This is a genomic window from Piscinibacter sp. HJYY11 (assembly GCF_016735515.1).
Lineage (GTDB): Bacteria > Pseudomonadota > Gammaproteobacteria > Burkholderiales > Burkholderiaceae_C > Rhizobacter.
This window is the reverse complement of sequence record NZ_JAERQZ010000001.1, coordinates 262554-281488: the sequence shown is the minus strand read 5'-3', so window position 1 is coordinate 281488 and position 18935 is coordinate 262554. Positions and strand designations below refer to the sequence as shown.

Genomic DNA, 18935 nt, shown 5'->3' with positions numbered 1-18935 from the left:
GAGACAGAGGTCTCAGTAAGCCACAGGCAGAGGGTCGAGGCTGCGCCAAATGTACCACGTGGCCACCGAGCGAAAAGGGGCCCAGGCATCGCCGACTTCACGCGCTTCTGCCCTTGATACGGGCTCGCCGCTGAAGTAGTTGATGCTGATGCCCTTGATCAAGCCCACGTCGTCGAGCGGCAGGACATTCGGCCGCATCAGGTGGAAGATCAGGAACATCTCGGCCGTCCAGCGGCCAATGCCGCGGATGGCCACCAGCTCCTCGATGATGGCTTCATCGTCCATCTGCTGCCACTGGCGCACGTGGACCTTGCCCGACTCGAAATGCTGGGCCAGGTCGAGCAGGTACTCGACCTTGCGTGCCGACAGGCCGGCGCTGCGCATCACCGCCGCTTCGATCTGCGCGACCGCGGCCGGCAGCACCCGCGAGGGAGCCCCGTCCATGAGCGCGACGAAGCGATCCCACACCGCCTGTGCGGCCTTGACCGAGATCTGCTGACCGACGATCGAGCGGGCCAGCGTGGTGAACGCGTCACCGCGGCTTTGCAACTGCCCTTCCCCGCACTGGGGAATCAGCTTGCGCATCACGCGGTCGCGCTTGGCGAGGTGCTTGCACGCCTCGTCCCAGTACTCGGGGGTGACGGTTCGCACCGGGCTCACGCTTTGGTCCAGGTGGTGCCCTGCGGCGAGTCCTGCAGCACGATGCCTCGCGCGAGGAGGTCTTTGCGGATCTGGTCGGCGAGCGCGAAGTCACGTGCCTTCTTGGCAGCCGCGCGCGCTTCGATCTGGGCCTGGATCGCGGCGTCGTCGAGGCTTGCTCCCTCTTGCAGGTAGGCGCGCGGGTTCTGCTGCAGCAAGCCAAGTGCGCCACCAAGACCTTTGAGCAACGCGGCCTGCTCAAGAGAGCGCGTCCGGTTCACGTCGGACGCCAGCTCGAAGAGGACGGCCACGGCTTCGGGGGTGCTGAAGTCCTCGTTCATCGCTTCGCGGAAACGAGCCGCTTGCGGCAGCGTCCAGTCCACGGGTGTTGCCGGCACATCGAGATCGAGCAGTGCCGTGTACAGGCGACGCAGGCCGTTCCGAGCGTCTTGGAGGTTGGCGTCCCCGAAGTTCAGCGGGCTTCGGTAATGCGTGCGCAGCATGAAGAAGCGCAGCGTCTCCCCGTCGTAGTGCTTGAGCACGTCGCGGATGGTGAAGAAGTTGCCGAGCGACTTCGACATCTTCACGCCTTCGCCCTCGTCGTTCACGACGTTGAGGAACCCGTTGTGCATCCACAGGTTGACGAAGCGCTTGCCGTTGGCACCTTCGCTCTGGGCGATCTCGTTCTCGTGGTGCGGGAACTGCAGGTCCATGCCGCCGCCGTGGATGTCGAACTGCTCGCCGAGCAGCGCGCAGCTCATCGCCGAGCATTCGATGTGCCAACCCGGCCGACCGGGGCCGTAGTCGCTGGCCCACTTGGCATCTTCGGGCTCGGTGGGCTTGGCCGACTTCCACAGCACGAAGTCGAGCGGGTCATCCTTGCCATCGAGCACCGCCACACGCTCGCCGGCGCGCAGCTGGTCGAGCGACTTGCCCGAGAGCTTGCCGTAGCCTTCGAACTTGCGCACCGAGTAGTTCACATCGCCGTTGGGCGCGCGATAGGCCAAACCATTGCGCTCGAGCTTGCCGATCATTTCGAGCATCTGCGGCACGTATTCAGTGGCCCGCGGCTCATGCGTGGGGGACTCGATGCCAAGCGCTGCCACGTCTTCGTGCATCGCCCGGGTCATCTCGGCGGTGAGCTGGCGGATCGGAATGTTGCGCTCGAGCGCACGCTTGATGATCTTGTCGTCGATGTCGGTGATGTTGCGCACGTAGGTGACGCGATACCCGGAGGCTCGCAGCCACCGCGCGACCACGTCGAACGCCATCATGAAACGCGCATGCCCCACATGGCACAGGTCGTAGATGGTCATGCCGCAGACGTACATGCGCACATGGTTGGGCTCGATGGGAGCGAACACCTCGGTCTGGCGGGTCAAGGTGTTGAAGATGCGCAAGGTCATCGGATGAACTGGGAGCTGGAAGGTGCCCGATGCCGTGAAATTCAACCGGCCAGCTTCACGGTGAAGCACTGGCGCCGGGGCTGTTGAAAGGCCGTCGGACAGTGGGCCTGCGATACAATTTTCGGAGTATAGCGGCCGGGCTTTTGGTGGCGGCTCTCGCCATTCTCCCCTCTTGCACAAGAGCCCACTGAAGGCCCGTCCGAGCTTCCAAGGCGCCGCAGTCCGGTGCCCGCAACCCACCCCCACGACGTCGATGGTCCGTCTACCTTCTCCGCTTCTGAGCCTCGCCATCGCGGCCGCGATGACCTTTGCCGGTGGTGCGCATGCCGACGAATATTCTGATGTCGACCGCCTCTTCAGCGCAGGTCAGTGGGCCGAAGCCGTGCACAAGGCCGACCAGTTCCTTGCCGCCCATCCCCGTGATGCGCGCATGCGTTTCCTGAAGGGGCTCGCCGTCGCCGAGCAGGGCAAGAACGCCGAAGCCATCGCCATCTTCGTGAAGCTCACCGAAGACTTCCCCGAACTTCCCGAGCCCTACAACAACCTCGCGGTGCTCTACAGCAAGCAAGGCCAGTACGACCAGGCGCGGCGCGCGCTCGAGTCGGCGATCCGCACCAACCCGAGCTACGCCACCGCCTACGAGAACTTGGGCGACGTGTACGCCAAGCTCGCCAGCCAGGCTTATTCCAAGGCGCTGCAGATGGAAGGCAGCAACACCGCGAAGGTCGGCCCCAAGCTCGCGATGATCCGCGACCTCTTCACACCGAAGGCCTCGCCGCTGGCGGTCGCGAGCGCCAAGCCGGTCACCACGGCGAAGCCTCCCGCCGCCCCGTCTCCAGCGCCGGCCGCTGCGCCGGCGCCTGCCCCCGCGGTCGTGACGGCAAAGGCCGCCCCCACGCCGCCGGCACCGCGCGCCACGCCTGCCGCACCTGTTGCGCCGCCGCCCCCAGCTGCCCCCGTGTCCGCCGACGCGGCGCAGGAAGCCCAGGCCGCCGTCCAGGCCTGGGCCAGCGCCTGGAGCCGCAAGGACGTCGAGGCGTACATCGCTGCCTACACGCCCGCATTCACCGGTGGAAAGAGCCGCAAGGCATGGGAAGACGAACGCCGCGCGCGCATCGAAGGCAAGCGCAGCATCTCGGTCACGCTCAGCGACATCGAAACCCGCACGCAAGGCGACAAGGCCATCGTGCAGTTCCGCCAGCAGTACAGCGCCGACGCGCTGAAGGTCTCCAGCCGCAAGACGCTCGAGCTCGTGAAGGTGTCGGGCCGCTGGCTGATCCAGAAGGAAAGCACCGGCTCGTGAGCCCAGTGGAACTGGCTCGACTCACTCGGATTGCGCGCAAGGCAACGCTCGCCGCAACCGTCCTGGCAAGCTGCGCTCTCGCCGCAGCCGTCTCGGCGGCCGCGGCGCCGCCACCCGCCAAGAGCAGTGCCACTGCGCCCCGGCAGGCGTCGCCCGAAGCCAGGCTCATCGAGGTCTACCGCCTCATTCGCGCCGGCGACACCCGCCAGGCGCTGGCCAAGGCCGAATCGCTCGCGCGTGACGTGCCCAACTTCCAGCTCGCCCAGCTGGTCTACGGCGACCTGCTGCTGACCCGGCGCGGCAAGCTGGGGCCGCTGGAGGTCGCCCCGTCCGAACTGCCAGCCTCCGCAGCCGCCAACTGGGTTCAGCTGCGGCATGAGGCCGCCGTCCGACTGGCTGCCCTCACCGAGCGCCCACCGGCCCAGGCCGTGCCCCGCCAGTTCATCGACCTGCCGACCAGCACCCGCCACGCCATCGCCGTCGACGCAAGCCGCTCGCGGCTTTATCTCTTCGAGAACGACGCACAAGGCCTGCGGCTCGTCGCCGACCACTATGTTTCGCTCGGCCGGCTGGGCGTGGACAAGAAGGAGCAAGGCGACCAGCGCACGCCGCTCGGCGTGTACTTCATCACCAGCCGCCTCGAAGGCCGCCAGCTGAAAGACTTCTACGGCCCCGGCGCGCTCACGCTCAACTACCCCAACGAATACGACCGTCGCCGCGGCAAGACAGGAAGCGGCATCTGGTTGCACGGCGTGCCGCCCGAGAACTACGCCCGCTCACCACAAAGCACCGACGGCTGCGTCGTGCTCGCCAACGACGACCTGATGCGCCTGCTGCGCGAAGTCTCGCCGCGCCGCACGCCCGTCGTCATTGCGCCCAAGATCGAATGGGTGGCACACAGCCAGAACGAGCGCGAGCGCACCGCCGTGCGCGCCTTGGTCGAGCAGTGGCGCCAGGCACGCTCGCGCGGCGACATGGCCAAGCTGATGGGCTTCTACTCGCCGCAGTTCACGAGCGGAAATGCCGACCTCGCCCAATGGTCGAAGACCATGAGCCGCGAGGTGAACGCCGCGGGCGGCCGCGAGTCGGAGCTGAAGGAGCTCTCCATCCTGTCCTGGCGCGACAGCAGCGAGGTGCTGATCATCACCTTTGGCGAAGTGCTCAGGGGCCAGCGCAGCGGGCCGATGAAGCGCCAGTACTGGGGCAAGGAGGGTGGACAATGGAAGATCTTTTTCGAAGGAGTGATCGGATGATGAAAACCCGCTGGTTGCCCGTGCTCGCCGCTGCCGTGATCGGCTTCGGGGCGAGCCTTGCAGCCCACGCCCAGAAGGTCAAGCTCGCCACGTCGATGGGCGACATCGTGGTCGAGCTCGACGCTGCCAAGGCGCCCAAGACGGTCGACAACTTCGTGCAGTACGTGAAGGCCGGCCACTACGACGGCACGGTGTTCCATCGCGTGATCGACGGCTTCATGATCCAGGGGGGCGGCATGACGGCCGACCTGAAGGAGAAGAAGACGCGCGCACCCATCCCGCTGGAAGCTCGCAACGGCCTGAAGAATGACCGCGGCACCATCGCCATGGCCCGCACCGCCATCCCTGATTCCGCCACATCGCAGTTCTTCATCAACGTGAAGAACAACGACGCACTCAATGCGCCCTCCCCCGACGGTCACGGTTATGCCGTGTTCGGCAAGGTGATCTCGGGCATGGAGGTCGTCGACAAGATCCGCGCCGTGCCCACTGGCCGCGGCGACGTTCCCAACACCCCCGTGGTCATCAAGAAAGCCACTTTGGAGAAATGACATGAGCAAGACCATCGAACTGCAAACCAGCAAGGGCAACATCCGCCTCGAGCTCGACGAAGCCAAGGCGCCGGTCACCGTCGCCAACTTCGTCTCGTACGTCGAGAAGGGTCACTACGACGGCACGGTGTTCCACCGCGTCATCAAGGGTTTCATGATCCAGGGCGGTGGTTTCGAGCCGGGCATGAAGCAGAAGCCCACCGACGCGCCCATCCAGAACGAAGCCAACAACGGCCTCAAGAACAACCACTACACGATCGCGATGGCGCGCACCAGCGCCCCGCACTCGGCCTCGGCGCAGTTCTTCATCAACAGCACCGACAACGACTTCCTCAACTTCAAGTCGGAGTCGCCCAACGGCTGGGGCTATGCCGTTTTCGGCAAGGTCGTCTCGGGCCAGGAAGTGGTCGACGCCATCGAAGGTGTGAAGACCGGCAACCGCGGTGGCCATGGCGACGTGCCGCTGGAAGACGTGGTCATCACCAAGGCGCTCGTCGTCTGAGGTCCAGAGGCGCGATGAGTGAGACGCTTGCCGCGCCGCCCGAGCTCCATGCCGATGCGCGCTGGCAGCGCATCGACTTCATCTCCGACCTGCACCTGAGCGCGGACACACCGCGCACCTACGAGGCCTGGGCCTCGTACATGCAAGACACGCCGGCCGATGCGGTGTTCATCCTGGGCGACCTGTTCGAAGTGTGGGTCGGCGACGACTCGCGCTTCGAAGGCTTCGAGGCCGAATGCGCGCGGGTGCTGCGCGACGCTTCGGCCACGCGAAGCCTCGCGTTTCTCGTCGGCAACCGCGACTTCCTCGTCGGTGCGAAATTGCTGCAAGACTGCGGCATGACGCCGCTCGCAGACCCCACGCTGCTCACGGCGTTCAGCCAACGCGTGCTGCTCACCCATGGTGACGCGCTCTGCCTCGCCGACACCGAGTACCAGAAGTTCCGCGCGATGGTGCGCAGCCCGGCGTGGCAGCAGCAGTTCCTGGCGCAGCCGCTGGCAGCGCGCCGCGACTACGCGCGCCAGGTGCGCCAGCAAAGCGAGGCCAAGAAGCGTTTGCAGACCTCACCCGACGAGTGGGCCGACGTGGATGGGCCCGAGGCGCTGCGCTGGCTGCATGCCGCATCCTCGACCACCATGGTGCATGGTCATACCCACCGCCCTGCCTCGCTGCCGCTGGGTGACGGCTGCGACCGGCACGTCCTGTCCGATTGGGAGCTGGACCATGCGCCCCATCGCGCCGAAGTCCTGCGTCTCACGGGGCAAGGCTTTCAGCGCCTGCCCCTCGCACAAGCCCTGGCACGCTGAACACAATGGTGCTCGCCGCCTGGCGCCGCTGGCGCGAACGACGCACCCTGGCCACGCGGCCCATCCCCGACGCGATGTGGCAGTCGACCCTCGCACGTTATCCCTTCCTCGCCGCACTGCCGCCTCACGACGCCCAGCGCCTGCGCGAGATGGCCACCCTTTTCCTTGCGCAGAAAGAGTTTACCGGCGCGGGCGGGCTGGAAGTCACCGACGACATGGCCGTCACCATCGCCGCACAAGCGTGCCTGCCGGTGCTCGAGCTCGGCCTGCACTGGTACGACAGCTTCGTGACCATCGTGCTGCACCCTGACGAAGTGGTCGCCTCGCGCGAGGTGACCGACGAGTCGGGCGTGGTGCACGAGTACGAGGAAGCGCTTGTCGGCGAAGCCATGGGAGACGGCCCGATGATGCTCAGCTGGCGCGGCGTGACCGACGCGGCCCATGCCGGGGACGGCCCGGTCTACAACGTCGTCATCCACGAGTTCGCACACGTGATGGAGCTGCGCCGGGGCGAAGCCGTCGGCATTCCGCCGCTGCCGGATGCAGTGTCGAGGGAGCACTGGCGCCGTGTCATCGAGGCCAGCCACCTGCGGCTCCAGCGTCGGCTCGAGGCTGGGTTCGAGACCGTGCTCGACCCGTACGGCGCCGAGTCGGTCAGCGAATTCTTCGCGGTTGCCTGCGAAGGCTTTTTCGTGGCGGGCGCCGCGCTCCGCGAGGACGACCCTTACCTCTACGAGCTGCTGAAGAACTTCTTCCAGCAGGACCCGGCCGAGCGCCACGCGCCATGAAAAACGGGGCCCGAAGGCCCCGTTGATCGCCGGTGAAGGCTCAGGCCGTCGCCGGCTCGGCCTTGGGCCTGTCGCTCTTCTTCGGCGGCTGGATGTCAAGCACGACCTTGCCTTCGGCATCGAGGTCGACCGACAGGCGGCCCCCGTCGACCAGGCGGCCGAAGAGCAGCTCATCGGCCAGCGCACGACGGATCGTGTCCTGGATCAGGCGCTGCATCGGGCGTGCGCCCATCAGCGGGTCGAATCCCTTGTGCGCCAGGTGCTTGCGAAGGGCGTCGCTGAAGGTCACTTCCACCTTCTTCTCGGCCAACTGAGCCTCCAGCTGCAGCAGGAACTTGTCGACCACGCGCATGATGATCTCTTCATCGAGCGCGCGGAAGCTCACGATCGCATCCAGGCGGTTGCGGAACTCCGGCGTGAACAGGCGCTTGATGTCGGCCATCTCGTCGCCCTGCTCACGCGAGTTGGTGAAGCCGATGGTCGCCTTGTTCATGGTCTCGGCGCCCGCGTTGGTCGTCATGATGATGATGACGTTGCGGAAGTCGGCCTTACGTCCGTTGTTGTCGGTCAGCGAACCGTGGTCCATCACCTGCAGCAGCACGTTGAAGACGTCCGGGTGAGCCTTCTCGATTTCGTCGAGCAGCAGCACCGCGTGCGGCTTCTTCGTGATGGCTTCAGTCAGCAGACCGCCCTGGTCGAAGCCGACATAGCCCGGAGGCGCGCCGATCAGGCGGCTCACCGCATGGCGCTCCATGTACTCGCTCATGTCGAAGCGGATCAGCTCGATGCCGAGGATGAATGCCAGCTGCTTCGCGACTTCGGTCTTGCCGACGCCGGTGGGGCCGCTGAAGAGGAACGAGCCGATCGGCTTGTCGGGCTTGCCGAGGCCCGAACGCGCCATCTTGATGGCGGCCGAGAGAGCCTCGATGGCCGGCTCCTGGCCGAACACCACGCTGTTCAGGTCGCGCTCGATGGTCTTGAGCTTGGAGCGGTCGTCGTTCGACACGCTGGTCGGCGGGATGCGCGCGATCTTGGCGACGATCTCTTCGACCTCATTGCGGGTGATGGTCTTCTTCTGCTTGCTCTTGGGCAGGATGCGCTGCGCGGCCCCGGCCTCGTCGATCACGTCGATCGCCTTGTCGGGCAGGTGGCGGTCGTTGATGAACTTCGCCGACAGCTCAGCCGCCGCCTGCAGCGCGCCCAGCGCGTACTTCACGCTGTGGTGCTCTTCAAAGCGCGACTTGAGGCCCTTCAGGATCTCGACCGTCTGCTCGACCGAAGGCTCGACCACGTCGACCTTCTGGAAACGACGCGACAGTGCCGCATCCTTCTCGAAGATGCCGCGGTACTCGGTGAAGGTGGTCGCACCGATGCACTTCATCTGGCCCGAGCTCAGCGCCGGCTTGAGCAGGTTGCTCGCGTCCAGCGTGCCGCCCGATGCCGCGCCGGCACCGATCAGGGTGTGGATCTCGTCAATGAACAGCACCGCGTTCGGCTGGTCCTTCAGGTGCTTGAGCACGCTCTTCAGACGCTGCTCGAAATCGCCACGGTACTTGGTTCCGGCCAGCAAGGCGCCCATGTCGAGCGCATAGACCTGCGCATCGGCCAGGATCTCGGGCACTTCGCTCTGCGTGATGCGCCAGGCCAGGCCCTCGGCAATGGCCGTCTTGCCCACGCCAGCCTCACCCACCAGGAGCGGGTTGTTCTTGCGGCGACGGCACAGGATCTGGATGACACGCTCGACCTCGTGCTCGCGGCCGATCAGCGGGTCGATCTTGCCGTCGCGGGCCATCTGGTTGAGGTTCTGGGTGAACTGGTCGAGCGGCGAGCCCTTGGATTCGCCCTCTTCCTTCTCGCCCTCACCGCTGGAGCCTTCGTTCGACTTCGGCTGCTCGGGCGGGTCGGTCTTCTTGATGCCGTGGGCGATGAAGTTCACCACGTCCAGGCGCGTCACACCCTGCTGGTGCAGGTAATAGACAGCGTGCGAATCCTTCTCGCCGAAGATTGCCACCAGCACGTTGGCGCCGGTCACTTCCTTCTTGCCGCTGCCGGTGGACTGCACGTGCATGATCGCGCGCTGGATCACGCGCTGGAACCCGAGCGTCGGCTGGGTGTCGACCTCTTCCGTGCCACCCACCGTGGGCGTGTTTTCCTTGATGAACTGCGCCAGGCTCTTGCGCAGCTCGTCGATGTTGGCCGAGCAGGCCCGCAGGACTTCTGCGGCCGACGGGTTGTCGAGCAGCGCCATCAGCAGGTGCTCGACGGTGATGAATTCGTGGCGCTGCTGGCGCGCCTCGACGAACGCCATGTGCAGGCTGACCTCAAGCTCTTGCGCAATCATGCGGCCTCCATAATGCATTGCAGCGGGTGACCGCCACGCCGGGCAGCAGTCAGCACCAGTTCAACTTTCGTGGCCGCCACGTCCTTGGTGTAGACACCGCAGACACCACGGCCTTCCTTGTGCACCTTGAGCATGATCTGCGTCGCGGTCTCGAGGTCGCGTTTGAAATATTCCTGAAGCACCATCACGACAAACTCCATGGGGGTGTAGTCGTCGTTGAGGAGCACCACCTGGAACATCCGGGGCGGCTCTGTCTTGGCCGTCTTGCGCTCGGCGACAACCGCACCCTGGCCGCGCTCGGGCGGCGGCACAGCCTTCGGAGGCTTGGGCGGCGGAGGGGTGTCGTCAGGCATGGATTCATTCTAATGAGTTGGTGCTTTGCGCTTCAGTGTCTCGGATATTGCGCCGAAGCGGTCAACCACAAGGGCACAAATGCATCACGGCGGCTCCTCTTTTGGTCCGTTCGCAGCCCCGCCACGGTCCATTCAAGATGGATGCCAGGTCGGGGTTAGGCACCTTGACAGCCCCGGAACCCAGACTAAGAATGCCGCGGTTCTAGGGAGGAGCCCATGGCTTTTGGAACTGTCAAGTGGTTCAACGATGCGAAGGGTTTTGGCTTCATTGAACCTGAGGGGGGCGGCGAGGACGTCTTTGCCCACTTTTCGGCCATCAAGATGGATGGCTTCCGCACTTTGAAACAGGGCGGACGCGTCAGTTACGACGCGGTCCAGGGCCCGAAGGGACAGCTGGCACAAAACATCTGCCCGCACGAATCGCTCGACGCACCGGTTCCCGCGGCGATGCCGACCGGCGTGGGCGTCAGCGCCAGTTTGTAGCCAGCGGCTGCAACTGCACCAGCCGCCGTCGCCAGACACAAAAAAGCCCACCACAGGTGGGCTTTTTGCTGGGTCAGGCCGGGATCACATGTTCTCGATCATGACCTGGCCGAAGCCGGAGCACGACACCTGCGTCGCGCCGTCCATCAGGCGGGCGAAGTCGTAGGTGACCTTCTTCGACAGGATCGACTTCTCCATCGAACTGATGATGAGGTCGGCCGCTTCCGTCCAGCCCATGTGGCGCAGCATCATCTCGGCCGAGAGGATCTCGGAGCCCGGGTTGACATAGTCCTTGCCGGCGTACTTCGGCGCCGTGCCGTGGGTCGCTTCGAACATGGCCACCGAGTCGCTCAGGTTGGCGCCCGGGGCGATGCCGATGCCGCCCACCTGCGCGGCCAGCGCGTCGGACACGTAGTCGCCGTTCAGGTTGAGCGTGGCGATCACCGAGTACTCGGCCGGGCGCAGCAGGATCTGCTGCAGGAAGGCGTCGGCGATCGAATCCTTGACGGTGATTTCCTTGCCCGTCTTCGGGTTCTTGAACTTGCACCACGGGCCACCGTCGATCAACTGGGCGCCGAATTCCTTCTGCGCCAGTGCGTAGCCCCAGTCACGGAAGCCGCCTTCGGTGAACTTCATGATGTTGCCCTTGTGCACCAGGGTCACGTTGGGCTTGTCGTTGTCGATCGCGTACTGGATGGCCTTGCGCACCAGGCGCTCGGTGCCCTCACGCGAGACCGGCTTGATGCCGATGCCCGAGGTGTTCGGGAAACGGATCTTCTTGACGCCCATTTCCTCGGTCAGGAACTTGATGAGCTTCTTGGCCTTGTCGGTCTCGGCTTCGTATTCGATGCCGGCATAGATGTCTTCCGAGTTCTCGCGGAAGATCACCATGTTGGTCTTCTCGGGCTCCTTCACCGGCGAGGGGACGCCCTTGAAATACTGGATGGGGCGCAGGCAGACGTAGAGGTCAAGCTCCTGGCGCAGCGCCACGTTGAGCGAACGGATGCCACCACCCACCGGCGTGGTCAGCGGGCCCTTGATCGAGACCACGTACTCGCGCAGAACCTCGAGCGTCTCTTCAGGCAGCCACACATCGGGGCCATAGATCTTGGTCGACTTCTCGCCGGCGTAGATCTCCATCCAGTGAATCTTCTTCTTGCCCGCGTAAGCCTTCGCGACCGCGGCGTCGACCACCTTGATCATGACGGGCGTGATGTCGAAACCGGTGCCGTCGCCCTCGATGTAGGGAATGATCGGTTGGTCGGGAACGTTGAGCGAGAAGTCGGGGTTAACGCTGATCTTCTGCCCACCTTGAGGGACTTTGATGTGCTTGTACATGTCGTCGGCTCCGGACTGCGGGGTAGGTAACGAAAGATTCTATGCCACGGACTCTGTCAACCGACTGTCGTGGACCCACGTTGTCTGCCTGCCGCGCGATGAGCGCGCGGCAGATCCAAAACTTTCGAAAGGTAAATCAAATGAACAAGCTTCTGGCCGCTCTGATCGCTTCCCTGTTCGCCGTTGGCGCCTACGCAACCGACGCCAAGTCGGCCAAGCCCGCCGCTTCCGCCGCCAAGGCCGAAGCCAAGGCTGAGAAGAAGGCTGAAGCCAAGAAGGAAGAGAAGAAGGAAGCCAAGAAGGAAGAAGCCAAGAAGTAATCAGCGTCTCGCTGAACACTCTTGGTCGATTGCCATCACATGGCAGTCACCTTGCGAAAACGCCCGGTGCTTCACCGGGCGTTTTTCTTGGCGGCTTCGAGATAATCCCGCCAACTCATTTCCGGGCCCACTCACCATGCTGAACCGCCGCCTCCTGCTCGCTCTCTGCCTCTCGGCCGCAGGCATGAACGTCGGCGCACAAGGCACCCCGCAGAGCCTGCCGACCATCAAGCTTGGCGCAGGCATCCACAACATTCACGCGCAGGTTGCGCAGACCCCGGACCAGCGGGCCACGGGCCTGATGTACCGCCAGTCGATGCCGACCAACGAAGGCATGCTCTTTGTCTTCGAGCAACCGGCGCAGCAGTGCTTCTGGATGAAAAACACGTTCCTTCCGCTGTCGACCGCGTTCATTGCCGACAACGGCACCATCGTCAACATCGAAGACATGAAGCCGCAGACGCTGAACTCGCACTGTTCGGCCCAACCGGTTCGCTATGTGCTCGAGATGAACCAGGGATGGTTCGCCAAGCGCGGCATCAAGCCAGGCGCCAAGCTCACGGGCGGCCCCTTCGGTTCCTGATCACGACAACAAAGAGGCCGGTCACTGACCGGCCTCTTTCATGGCGCAAACGGGCTGCACTCAGGCGAAGTTCTTCGCCGCGAAGTCCCAGTTCACGAGGGAGTTCAAGAACACCTCGACGAACTTCGGGCGCAGGTTGCGGTAGTCGATGTAGTACGCGTGCTCCCACACGTCGATCGTCAGCAGCGGTTTGTCGGCGGTCGTCAGCGGGGTGCCAGCGGCGCCCATGTTGACGATGTCGACGCTGCCGTCGGGCTTCTTCACGAGCCAGGTCCACGCCGAGCCGAAGTTGCCCACGGCGCTCTTGGTGAAGGCTTCCTTGAAGGCTGCGTAGCTGCCGAACTTCTTGTTGATGGCCTCGGCCAGCGCACCGGTCGGCTCGCCACCGCCTTGCGGCTTCATGCAGTTCCAGAAGAAGGTGTGGTTCCAGATCTGGGCCGCGTTGTTATAGATGCCGCCCGACGAAGTCTTGATGATCTCTTCCAGACTCTTCGACTCGAACTCGGTGCCCTTCTGCAGGTTGTTGAGATTCACGACATAGGCGTTGTGGTGCTTGTCGTGGTGGTACTCCAGCGTTTCCTTGCTGAGGTGCGGTGCGAGCGCGTCGTGGGCATACGGCAGCGGCGGCAGGGTGTGTTCCATGAGCGAATCCTTTCGGGGGCAGTCCAGAGAAATTCGCGGGCATTGTAGGCACGCTCACGCAATAGCGTGCGGGCCATGCCGCTGGCGGGTCATTCGGCGGTGCGTCGTTGAACGCTCAGGACGGTCGCCCGCACCTGTCCATCGGCGAGATCGGCGGCGACAGTCTGGCCCGAGTGCAGCGCGTCGACGCTCGTGAGCGCATGGCCCTGCTCGTCGCTCAGCCACGCATAGCCACGCGCCAGCACCTGCCGGGGATCGAGCGCCGCAAGCCGCGCCTCGAGCGACGCAAGCCGCTGCCGCTGGGTGCCCACCGCGACGCTCGCCGAGCGCGCGAGGCGCCCTTGCCACTCGCGGCACGCGAGCCGCTGCTGCGGCACATGCCGTTCGGCGCGCGCACGCAAACGGTGACGCAGCACCGCGAGGCGCTCGGCCTGCCGCCGCACGAGTTCGGCGGGGCGCATCAGTCGCAAGGTCGCACGGTCGAGGCGCTGCGCCTGGGTGTCGATCACGAGGTGGATACGCCGCTCCATCACGCGGGCCACCGCGGCCAGCAGGGCCAGGCCTTCCTCCTGCGTGGGCGATGCCAGCTCGGCCGCGGCCGTGGGCGTCGGTGCCCGCACGTCGGCGGCCAGATCTGCCAGCGTCACGTCGGTCTCGTGCCCCACGCCGCACAACACCGGCAGTTCGCACGCCACGATCGCACGCACGACGCGCTCATCGTTGAATGCCCACAGGTCCTCGAGCGAGCCACCGCCCCGGCAGAGGATGAGCAGGTCGACCTCCCGCCGGCGATCAGCGGTCTGCAAGGCGTCGACCAGCGCCCTGGGTGCTTCGGCCCCCTGCACCAGGCTGGGATAGACGATGACCTCCACATGCGGCGCACGGCGCGCAAAGCAGGTCAGCACGTCATGCAAGGCCGCCGCGCCCAGCGACGTGACCACGCCGACGCGGCGCGGAAAACGAGGCAGGTCGCGCTTGCGGTCGGCATCGAAGAGCCCTTCGCCTTCCAGCCGCGCACGCAACTTCTGGAATTGCTCGAACAAGGCCCCGGCGCCCGCGCGCTGCATCGATTCGATGACGAACTGCAACTCGCCTCGCGGCTCGTAGACCGCCAGCCGCCCGCGCACTTCGACCAACTGGCCATCGGTCGGCGCGAAGTTGAGCAGGCTTGCCGCACGGCGAAACATTGCGCAGCGCAGCAGCGCCGCTTCGCCATCGGCGTCTTTCAGGCTCAGGTAGCAATGGCCGCTCGCGGCGCGCGAGAAGCCCGATACCTCGCCGCGGATCGTGACCGCCGCGAAGCGCGCCGCAAGTGCGTCCGACACCGCGTGCACCAGGCCCGCAACGCTCCACACCACGCGTTCAGGGCGCGCGAACAGTGGCTCAACCACGGGCAAACCCAAGCCTGATGCGGGTCGAGAACTCCACAAGCGCGCCAATCAAGGCATGGCGCGCCGTTTTGGCTGTCACGAGGCTTTCACAATCGTGCAAGCTATTGATTTTCAAGAGATTTTCTTTGCCTAAGTTTTGAGCAAACTGTCGCAGCGCTTGATTTTTCGCGGCCTGCGCGCGAGTGCCCCTGGGTTGCCCACAAAGTTATCCACACTTGCAGTGGACGAGCGCGGGAAGTGTTTTCAAGCGAGCAGCGTGGTCACAACACGCAACGATCGGACGGGGTGACAAGTGCGGCCAGAAGGCCATAATCGCGCCTCCCGCCTGGGGGCAGACTCGAAGAGGACAGGATTGTTTTCGATCATACAAGCCGCTGGTTGGCCCATTTGGCCCTTGCTTCTGTGTTCCGTCGTGGCGCTGGCGCTGATCATCGAAAGGGTCTCGAGCCTGCGCACCGCGCGTGTCGCGCCCCCCAAGCTGCTCGATGAAGTCATCTCCGTCACGCGTGCGCACCTGCCCGGGGCCGACGTCGTCAACAAGCTGGCCGACAACTCCATCCTCGGCATGGTGCTGGCCAGCGGCCTGCGTACCGTGATCGCCGACCCGCGCCTCACCGAGCCGGTGCTGCGCGCCTCGTTCGAGTCGGCCGGCCGAGTCGCCGTGCACCGCATGGAGCGCTACATGAACACCATCGGCACCATCGCCTCGGCCGCACCGTTGCTGGGGCTCATGGGTACGGTGATCGGCATGATCGAGATCTTCGGCTCGCAGGCACCCACGGGCGGCACCAACCCGGCCATGCTGGCGCACGGCATCTCGATCGCCCTCTACAACACCGCCTTCGGCCTGATGATCGCCATCCCGGCCCTCATCGCCTACCGCTATTTCCGTGGCCGCATCGAGGAGTACACCCTCGAGATGGAACAGGCCGCCGAGCGGCTGGTGCCACACCTGATGCGCTTCTCCGTGCCCCCCGTGAAGAAGGCGGCGCCCTGAGGCCATGTCCATGAACTTCCGCAAGCACCTCCGAGAAGACCCCGAGATCAACCTGATCCCGTTCATCGACGTGCTGCTGGTGGTGATCATCTTCCTGATGCTCTCGACCACCTACTCCAAGTTCACCGAGCTCAACGTCACGCTGCCCACGGCCGACGCTGACCGCCCGCGCGACAACCCGCGGGAGATCATCGTCTCGGTCTCCGGCGACGGGCGGTATGCGATCAACCGCAAGCTGCTCGAAGGCCGCAGCGTGGAGATGCTGGCCGCCGAACTGGGTGCCGCCTCCGAAGGCTCGAAAGACGCGGTGATCATCATCTCGGCCGACGCCACGGCGGCGCACCAGTCGGTCATCACGGTGATGGATGCAGCACGGCGTGCCGGGCTGCCCAAGCTGACCTTCGCCACCCAGGCCAACCAGGGCCGCTGAGCGGCTTGGCGGCGCGCCCTGCGGCCGCTGCCCGGCCCGTCCTCTTTCTTCACGACACCAACGTGCCGGCTGCATCAACCCTGCAAGAGGCCTGGCTCAGGCGTGGCGCCATCGCGTGGCTGTTGTGGCCGTTGTCATGGCTGTACGGCGTCATCATCGCCCTGCGCGCCGCGGGCTATCGCATGGGCTTGCTGCGCACGCACCGCCTGCCAGTGCCCGTGCTGGTCGTGGGCAACCTGATCGTCGGTGGTGCCGGCAAGACGCCGACCACGATGGCGCTCATCCAGCTGTTGCGAACCCACGGGCACCGCCCCGGCATCGTGTCGCGCGGCTACGGCCGATCGGTCGACGAGCCGCAGCTCGTCACCCGCGACACGCCGGCCGGCGAGGCCGGCGACGAGCCTTTGCTGATGCACCTGCGCACCACGGTGCCGGTGGCGGTGGGCGCCGACCGCGTCGCGGCCGGCCTGCTGTTGCTCAAGAATCACCCCGACCTGACCGTGCTCGTGAGCGACGATGGCCTCCAGCACCACCGGCTCGCCCGCGATGCGCAGGTGATCGTGTTCGACGAGCGCGGCGGCGGCAACGGTTGGCTGCTGCCGGCCGGACCCCTGCGGGAACCGGTGCCCGCCGAGGTGCCTGCGCGCAGCCTCGTGGTCTACAACGCCAGCCGTGCCAGCACGCCGCTGCCGGGCCACCAGGCGCAGCGCCGCCTGCGCGGACTCACCCCGCTCGCCGACTGGTGGGCCGGCCGGGCTGCCTCGCCCGAGGCCTTCGTGTCGTTGCAAGGCCGCAAGGTGATCGCCGCCGCCGGCATGGCGCGCCCTCAGCGCTACTTCGAGATGCTGCGCGCCCAAGGCCTGCAGATCGACGAGCTGCCCCTGCCCGACCACCACCCCTTCACCACCCTGCCGTGGCCCGCCACGGCCACCGACGTCATCGCCACCGAGAAAGACGCGGTGAAGCTGCGCCCCGGCCACATGGGCAGCACGCGGGTGTGGGTCGCAACGCTAGACTTTGAGATCGACCCGGCGATCGCCTCGCAACTGCTGCCGTGGCTCACGCCCACCACCTGAAGGACCTGTCCATGGACACTCGACTGCTCGAGCTCCTCGTCTGCCCGCTCTGCAAGGGCCCCCTCGAACACCAGCGTCCGCCGACGCATGCGCAGCATGAGCTCGTGTGCCGCGCCGACCGGCTGGCATTCCCGGTGCGCGACGGCATCCCGGTGATGCTCGAATCCGAAGCCCGATCCACCGACGCTCCCTCCTCTGCGCCGGAGGCCGCCGCGTGAAGTTCACCGTGCTGGTGCCCGCGCGGCTCAAGTCGACGCGTTTGCCACGCAAGGTGCTGGCCGATCTCGGTGGCGTGCCGATGGTCGTGCGCGTCGCGCGCCGTGCCGCGGCGTCCAGTGCGGCGCGCGTGGTGGTGGCGGCCGATGACGACGAGATCGTGCAGGCCTGTCGCGCCCACGCTGTCGACTGTGTGCTGACCGACCCCGAGCACCCCACCGGCAGCGACCGTCTGGCCCAGGCCTGCGCGCTGCTCGGCCTGCAAGGCGACGATGCCGTCGTCAACGTTCAGGGCGACGAGCCGCTGATCGACCCCGCGCTGATCGACGCCTGCGCCGGCTTGCTCGCGTCGCGCCCCGAGTGCGTGATGAGCACCGCCGCCCACGAGATCGACCACGTCGACGAGCTGCTCAACCCCAACGTCGTGAAGGTCGTGCTCGATGGCTCGGCGCGGGCACTCTATTTCTCCCGCGCGCCGATCCCCTGGTGGCGAGACGGCCACGCGCAGGGCGTGACGCAGCTGCCGCAACCGGCGCCGCTGCGCCACATCGGCATCTACGGCTACCGCGCGAGCTTCCTGCGCCGATTCCCTCAGCTGCCGCCGTCGCCGCTGGAAGCAATCGAGTCGCTGGAGCAACTTCGGGTGCTCTGGCACGGCGAGCGCATCGCGGTGCACGTGAGCAACACGCGCCCTGGCCCTGGCATCGACACGCCCGAAGACCTGGCACGTGTGCGTCAGCTTCTTGTATGACCCCCGTGCTATTCTCGTTTGCACCTGAGGCCTGCCCGCTCTGCAGGCACTGACAAGATTCCATACATAGAGATAGAGGACACCCCATGAGACTCATCCTTCTGGGCGCGCCTGGCGCCGGGAAAGGCACGCAGGCTGCGTTCATTTGCCAGAAGTTCGGCATCCCGCAGATTTCGACCGGCGACATGCTGCGTGCCGCCGTGAAGGCGGGGACGCCGCTCGGCTTGGCGGCCAAGAAGGTGATGGACTCGGGTGCCCTCGTGAGCGACGACATCATCATCGGCCTCGTGAAGGAACGCATCGCCCAACCCGACTGCGCGAACGGCTTCCTGTTCGACGGCTTCCCCCGGACCATTCCGCAAGCCGACGCGATGAAGGCCGCTGGCGTGAAGCTCGACGTCGTGCTCGAGATCGACGTGCCCGACAGCGCCATCATCGAGCGGATGAGCGGCCGTCGCACGCATCAGCCTTCCGGGCGCACCTACCATCTGAAGTTCAACCCGCCCAAGGTCGCAGGCAAGGACGACGTGACCGGCGAAGACCTGATCCAGCGCGAAGACGACAAGGAAGAGACCGTCAAGAAGCGCCTTGAGGTCTACCAGAGCCAGACCCGCCCGCTGGTCGAGTACTACGCCAAGTGGGCCGCCAGTGGCGATGCCAACGCCCCCAAGTACCGCAAGATCTCGGGCACCGGCACGGTCGACGAAATCACCGCCCGCGCCCTGCAAGCCCTGAGCTGATCACTCACGACAAACCGAAAGCCGCT

General features: G+C 65.6%; 22 protein-coding genes. 15 read left to right on the top strand and 7 right to left on the bottom strand.

All coding sequences use genetic code 11. The features are described 5' to 3' along the window. Window positions 1-12: 12 nt before the first annotated feature. Both JI745_RS01330 and cysS read right to left on the bottom strand, forming a co-directional pair. Window positions 13-660 (bottom strand): DNA-3-methyladenine glycosylase 2 family protein, encoded by a 648-nt coding sequence (locus JI745_RS01330; RefSeq protein ID WP_310738441.1) that lies wholly within the window; start codon window positions 658-660, stop codon window positions 13-15. Continuing rightward, entirely contained in the window at window positions 657-2045 is a 1389-nt protein-coding gene (cysS, locus tag JI745_RS01325; protein ID WP_201803162.1) for a cysteine--tRNA ligase, read from the bottom strand. The genes JI745_RS01330 and cysS overlap by 4 nt, the downstream gene beginning before the upstream one ends. 253 nt (window positions 2046-2298) lie before the next feature. Between cysS and JI745_RS01320 the strand changes: the two genes are divergently transcribed. Genes JI745_RS01320 through JI745_RS01295 form a run of 6 tightly spaced genes read left to right on the top strand, consistent with a single transcriptional unit; the run spans window position 2299 to window position 7248 of the window. Continuing rightward, on the top strand, window positions 2299-3348 hold the full coding sequence (locus JI745_RS01320) for a tetratricopeptide repeat protein (RefSeq protein ID WP_201803161.1): 1050 nt from the start codon (window positions 2299-2301) through the stop codon (window positions 3346-3348). Then, complete coding sequence (locus JI745_RS01315) at window positions 3345-4601, top strand: L,D-transpeptidase family protein (RefSeq protein ID WP_201803160.1); 1257 nt, start codon at window positions 3345-3347, stop codon at window positions 4599-4601. The genes JI745_RS01320 and JI745_RS01315 overlap by 4 nt, the downstream gene beginning before the upstream one ends. Beyond that, entirely contained in the window at window positions 4598-5152 is a 555-nt protein-coding gene (locus JI745_RS01310; RefSeq protein WP_404932788.1) for a peptidylprolyl isomerase, read from the top strand. Before JI745_RS01315 ends, JI745_RS01310 begins: the two co-directional genes overlap by 4 nt. A gap of 1 nt (window position 5153) precedes the next feature. Further along, a complete protein-coding gene (locus JI745_RS01305; RefSeq protein ID WP_201803159.1) occupies window positions 5154-5654 on the top strand; it encodes a peptidylprolyl isomerase in 501 nt (166 codons plus the stop codon). Between the two features lie 14 nt (window positions 5655-5668). Then, entirely contained in the window at window positions 5669-6460 is a 792-nt protein-coding gene (locus tag JI745_RS01300; protein WP_201803158.1) for a UDP-2,3-diacylglucosamine diphosphatase, read from the top strand. A gap of 5 nt (window positions 6461-6465) precedes the next feature. Further along, window positions 6466-7248, top strand: coding sequence for a zinc-dependent peptidase (locus JI745_RS01295; RefSeq protein WP_201803157.1), 783 nt, complete (start codon window positions 6466-6468; stop codon window positions 7246-7248). A gap of 40 nt (window positions 7249-7288) precedes the next feature. Here the strand turns inward: JI745_RS01295 and clpA are convergent, their stop codons facing one another. Beyond that, a complete protein-coding gene (gene clpA, locus JI745_RS01290; protein WP_201803155.1) occupies window positions 7289-9589 on the bottom strand; it encodes an ATP-dependent Clp protease ATP-binding subunit ClpA in 2301 nt (766 codons plus the stop codon). Continuing rightward, on the bottom strand, window positions 9586-9942 hold the full coding sequence (clpS, locus tag JI745_RS01285) for an ATP-dependent Clp protease adapter ClpS (RefSeq protein ID WP_201803153.1): 357 nt from the start codon (window positions 9940-9942) through the stop codon (window positions 9586-9588). Before clpS ends, clpA begins: the two co-directional genes overlap by 4 nt. Window positions 9943-10158: 216 nt before the next feature. Here clpS and JI745_RS01280 point away from each other — a divergent pair, with 216 nt between their 5' ends. Then, on the top strand, window positions 10159-10425 hold the full coding sequence (locus JI745_RS01280; protein WP_201803152.1) for a cold shock domain-containing protein: 267 nt from the start codon (window positions 10159-10161) through the stop codon (window positions 10423-10425). Window positions 10426-10509: 84 nt separating this feature from the next. Here JI745_RS01280 and icd read toward each other — a convergent pair whose 3' ends face one another. Further along, the gene (gene icd, locus JI745_RS01275; RefSeq protein WP_201803150.1) at window positions 10510-11763 is read right to left on the bottom strand and encodes an NADP-dependent isocitrate dehydrogenase; all 1254 of its coding nucleotides are present in this window, start codon (window positions 11761-11763) and stop codon (window positions 10510-10512) included. A 140-nt stretch (window positions 11764-11903) separates the two neighbouring features. Here icd and JI745_RS01270 point away from each other — a divergent pair, with 140 nt between their 5' ends. Beyond that, window positions 11904-12083: a hypothetical protein gene (locus JI745_RS01270; protein WP_201803148.1), complete on the top strand. Its 180-nt coding sequence runs from the start codon at window positions 11904-11906 to the stop codon at window positions 12081-12083. 136 nt (window positions 12084-12219) lie between these two features. Then, window positions 12220-12666, top strand: a complete 447-nt coding sequence (locus JI745_RS01265; protein WP_201803146.1) for a DUF192 domain-containing protein — start codon at window positions 12220-12222, stop codon at window positions 12664-12666. A gap of 60 nt (window positions 12667-12726) precedes the next feature. Here the strand turns inward: JI745_RS01265 and JI745_RS01260 are convergent, their stop codons facing one another. Continuing rightward, window positions 12727-13308, bottom strand: coding sequence for a superoxide dismutase (locus JI745_RS01260; protein WP_201803145.1), 582 nt, complete (start codon window positions 13306-13308; stop codon window positions 12727-12729). 89 nt (window positions 13309-13397) lie between these two features. Next, window positions 13398-14699: an exodeoxyribonuclease VII large subunit gene (gene xseA / locus JI745_RS01255; protein ID WP_201803143.1), complete on the bottom strand. Its 1302-nt coding sequence runs from the start codon at window positions 14697-14699 to the stop codon at window positions 13398-13400. A 352-nt stretch (window positions 14700-15051) separates the two neighbouring features. Here xseA and JI745_RS01250 point away from each other — a divergent pair, with 352 nt between their 5' ends. The 6 genes from JI745_RS01250 to adk all read left to right on the top strand — a co-directional run bounded on the left by JI745_RS01250 (window position 15052) and on the right by adk (window position 18909). Beyond that, entirely contained in the window at window positions 15052-15696 is a 645-nt protein-coding gene (locus JI745_RS01250; RefSeq protein ID WP_201803142.1) for a MotA/TolQ/ExbB proton channel family protein, read from the top strand. 10 nt (window positions 15697-15706) lie between these two features. After that, window positions 15707-16126, top strand: coding sequence for a biopolymer transporter ExbD (locus tag JI745_RS01245; protein ID WP_201803141.1), 420 nt, complete (start codon window positions 15707-15709; stop codon window positions 16124-16126). 62 nt (window positions 16127-16188) lie between these two features. Continuing rightward, the gene (gene lpxK / locus JI745_RS01240) at window positions 16189-17202 is read left to right on the top strand and encodes a tetraacyldisaccharide 4'-kinase (RefSeq protein WP_201803139.1); all 1014 of its coding nucleotides are present in this window, start codon (window positions 16189-16191) and stop codon (window positions 17200-17202) included. 11 nt (window positions 17203-17213) lie between these two features. Further along, window positions 17214-17420 (top strand): Trm112 family protein, encoded by a 207-nt coding sequence (locus JI745_RS01235; RefSeq protein WP_201803137.1) that lies wholly within the window; start codon window positions 17214-17216, stop codon window positions 17418-17420. Then, entirely contained in the window at window positions 17417-18169 is a 753-nt protein-coding gene (gene kdsB / locus JI745_RS01230) for a 3-deoxy-manno-octulosonate cytidylyltransferase (RefSeq protein WP_201803135.1), read from the top strand. The genes JI745_RS01235 and kdsB overlap by 4 nt, the downstream gene beginning before the upstream one ends. 86 nt (window positions 18170-18255) lie before the next feature. Continuing rightward, the gene (gene adk, locus JI745_RS01225; RefSeq protein WP_201803133.1) at window positions 18256-18909 is read left to right on the top strand and encodes an adenylate kinase; all 654 of its coding nucleotides are present in this window, start codon (window positions 18256-18258) and stop codon (window positions 18907-18909) included. The last annotated feature ends 26 nt before the right edge of the window (window positions 18910-18935 follow it).

Coding starts and splice junctions, on each gene's coding strand:
- JI745_RS01235 (WP_201803137.1), top strand. CDS start 17,214: ATGGACACTCGACTGCTCGAGCTCCTCGTCTGCCCGCTCTGCAAGGGC.
- JI745_RS01270 (WP_201803148.1), top strand. CDS start 11,904: ATGAACAAGCTTCTGGCCGCTCTGATCGCTTCCCTGTTCGCCGTTGGC.
- JI745_RS01300 (WP_201803158.1), top strand. CDS start 5,669: ATGAGTGAGACGCTTGCCGCGCCGCCCGAGCTCCATGCCGATGCGCGC.
- adk (WP_201803133.1), top strand. CDS start 18,256: ATGAGACTCATCCTTCTGGGCGCGCCTGGCGCCGGGAAAGGCACGCAG.
- JI745_RS01265 (WP_201803146.1), top strand. CDS start 12,220: ATGCTGAACCGCCGCCTCCTGCTCGCTCTCTGCCTCTCGGCCGCAGGC.
- cysS (WP_201803162.1), bottom strand. CDS start 2,045: ATGACCTTGCGCATCTTCAACACCTTGACCCGCCAGACCGAGGTGTTC.
- JI745_RS01320 (WP_201803161.1), top strand. CDS start 2,299: ATGGTCCGTCTACCTTCTCCGCTTCTGAGCCTCGCCATCGCGGCCGCG.
- clpA (WP_201803155.1), bottom strand. CDS start 9,589: ATGATTGCGCAAGAGCTTGAGGTCAGCCTGCACATGGCGTTCGTCGAG.
- icd (WP_201803150.1), bottom strand. CDS start 11,763: ATGTACAAGCACATCAAAGTCCCTCAAGGTGGGCAGAAGATCAGCGTT.
- clpS (WP_201803153.1), bottom strand. CDS start 9,942: ATGCCTGACGACACCCCTCCGCCGCCCAAGCCTCCGAAGGCTGTGCCG.
- JI745_RS01310 (WP_404932788.1), top strand. CDS start 4,598: ATGATGAAAACCCGCTGGTTGCCCGTGCTCGCCGCTGCCGTGATCGGC.
- JI745_RS01305 (WP_201803159.1), top strand. CDS start 5,154: ATGAGCAAGACCATCGAACTGCAAACCAGCAAGGGCAACATCCGCCTC.
- JI745_RS01280 (WP_201803152.1), top strand. CDS start 10,159: ATGGCTTTTGGAACTGTCAAGTGGTTCAACGATGCGAAGGGTTTTGGC.
- JI745_RS01260 (WP_201803145.1), bottom strand. CDS start 13,308: ATGGAACACACCCTGCCGCCGCTGCCGTATGCCCACGACGCGCTCGCA.
- JI745_RS01295 (WP_201803157.1), top strand. CDS start 6,466: ATGGTGCTCGCCGCCTGGCGCCGCTGGCGCGAACGACGCACCCTGGCC.
- JI745_RS01245 (WP_201803141.1), top strand. CDS start 15,707: ATGAACTTCCGCAAGCACCTCCGAGAAGACCCCGAGATCAACCTGATC.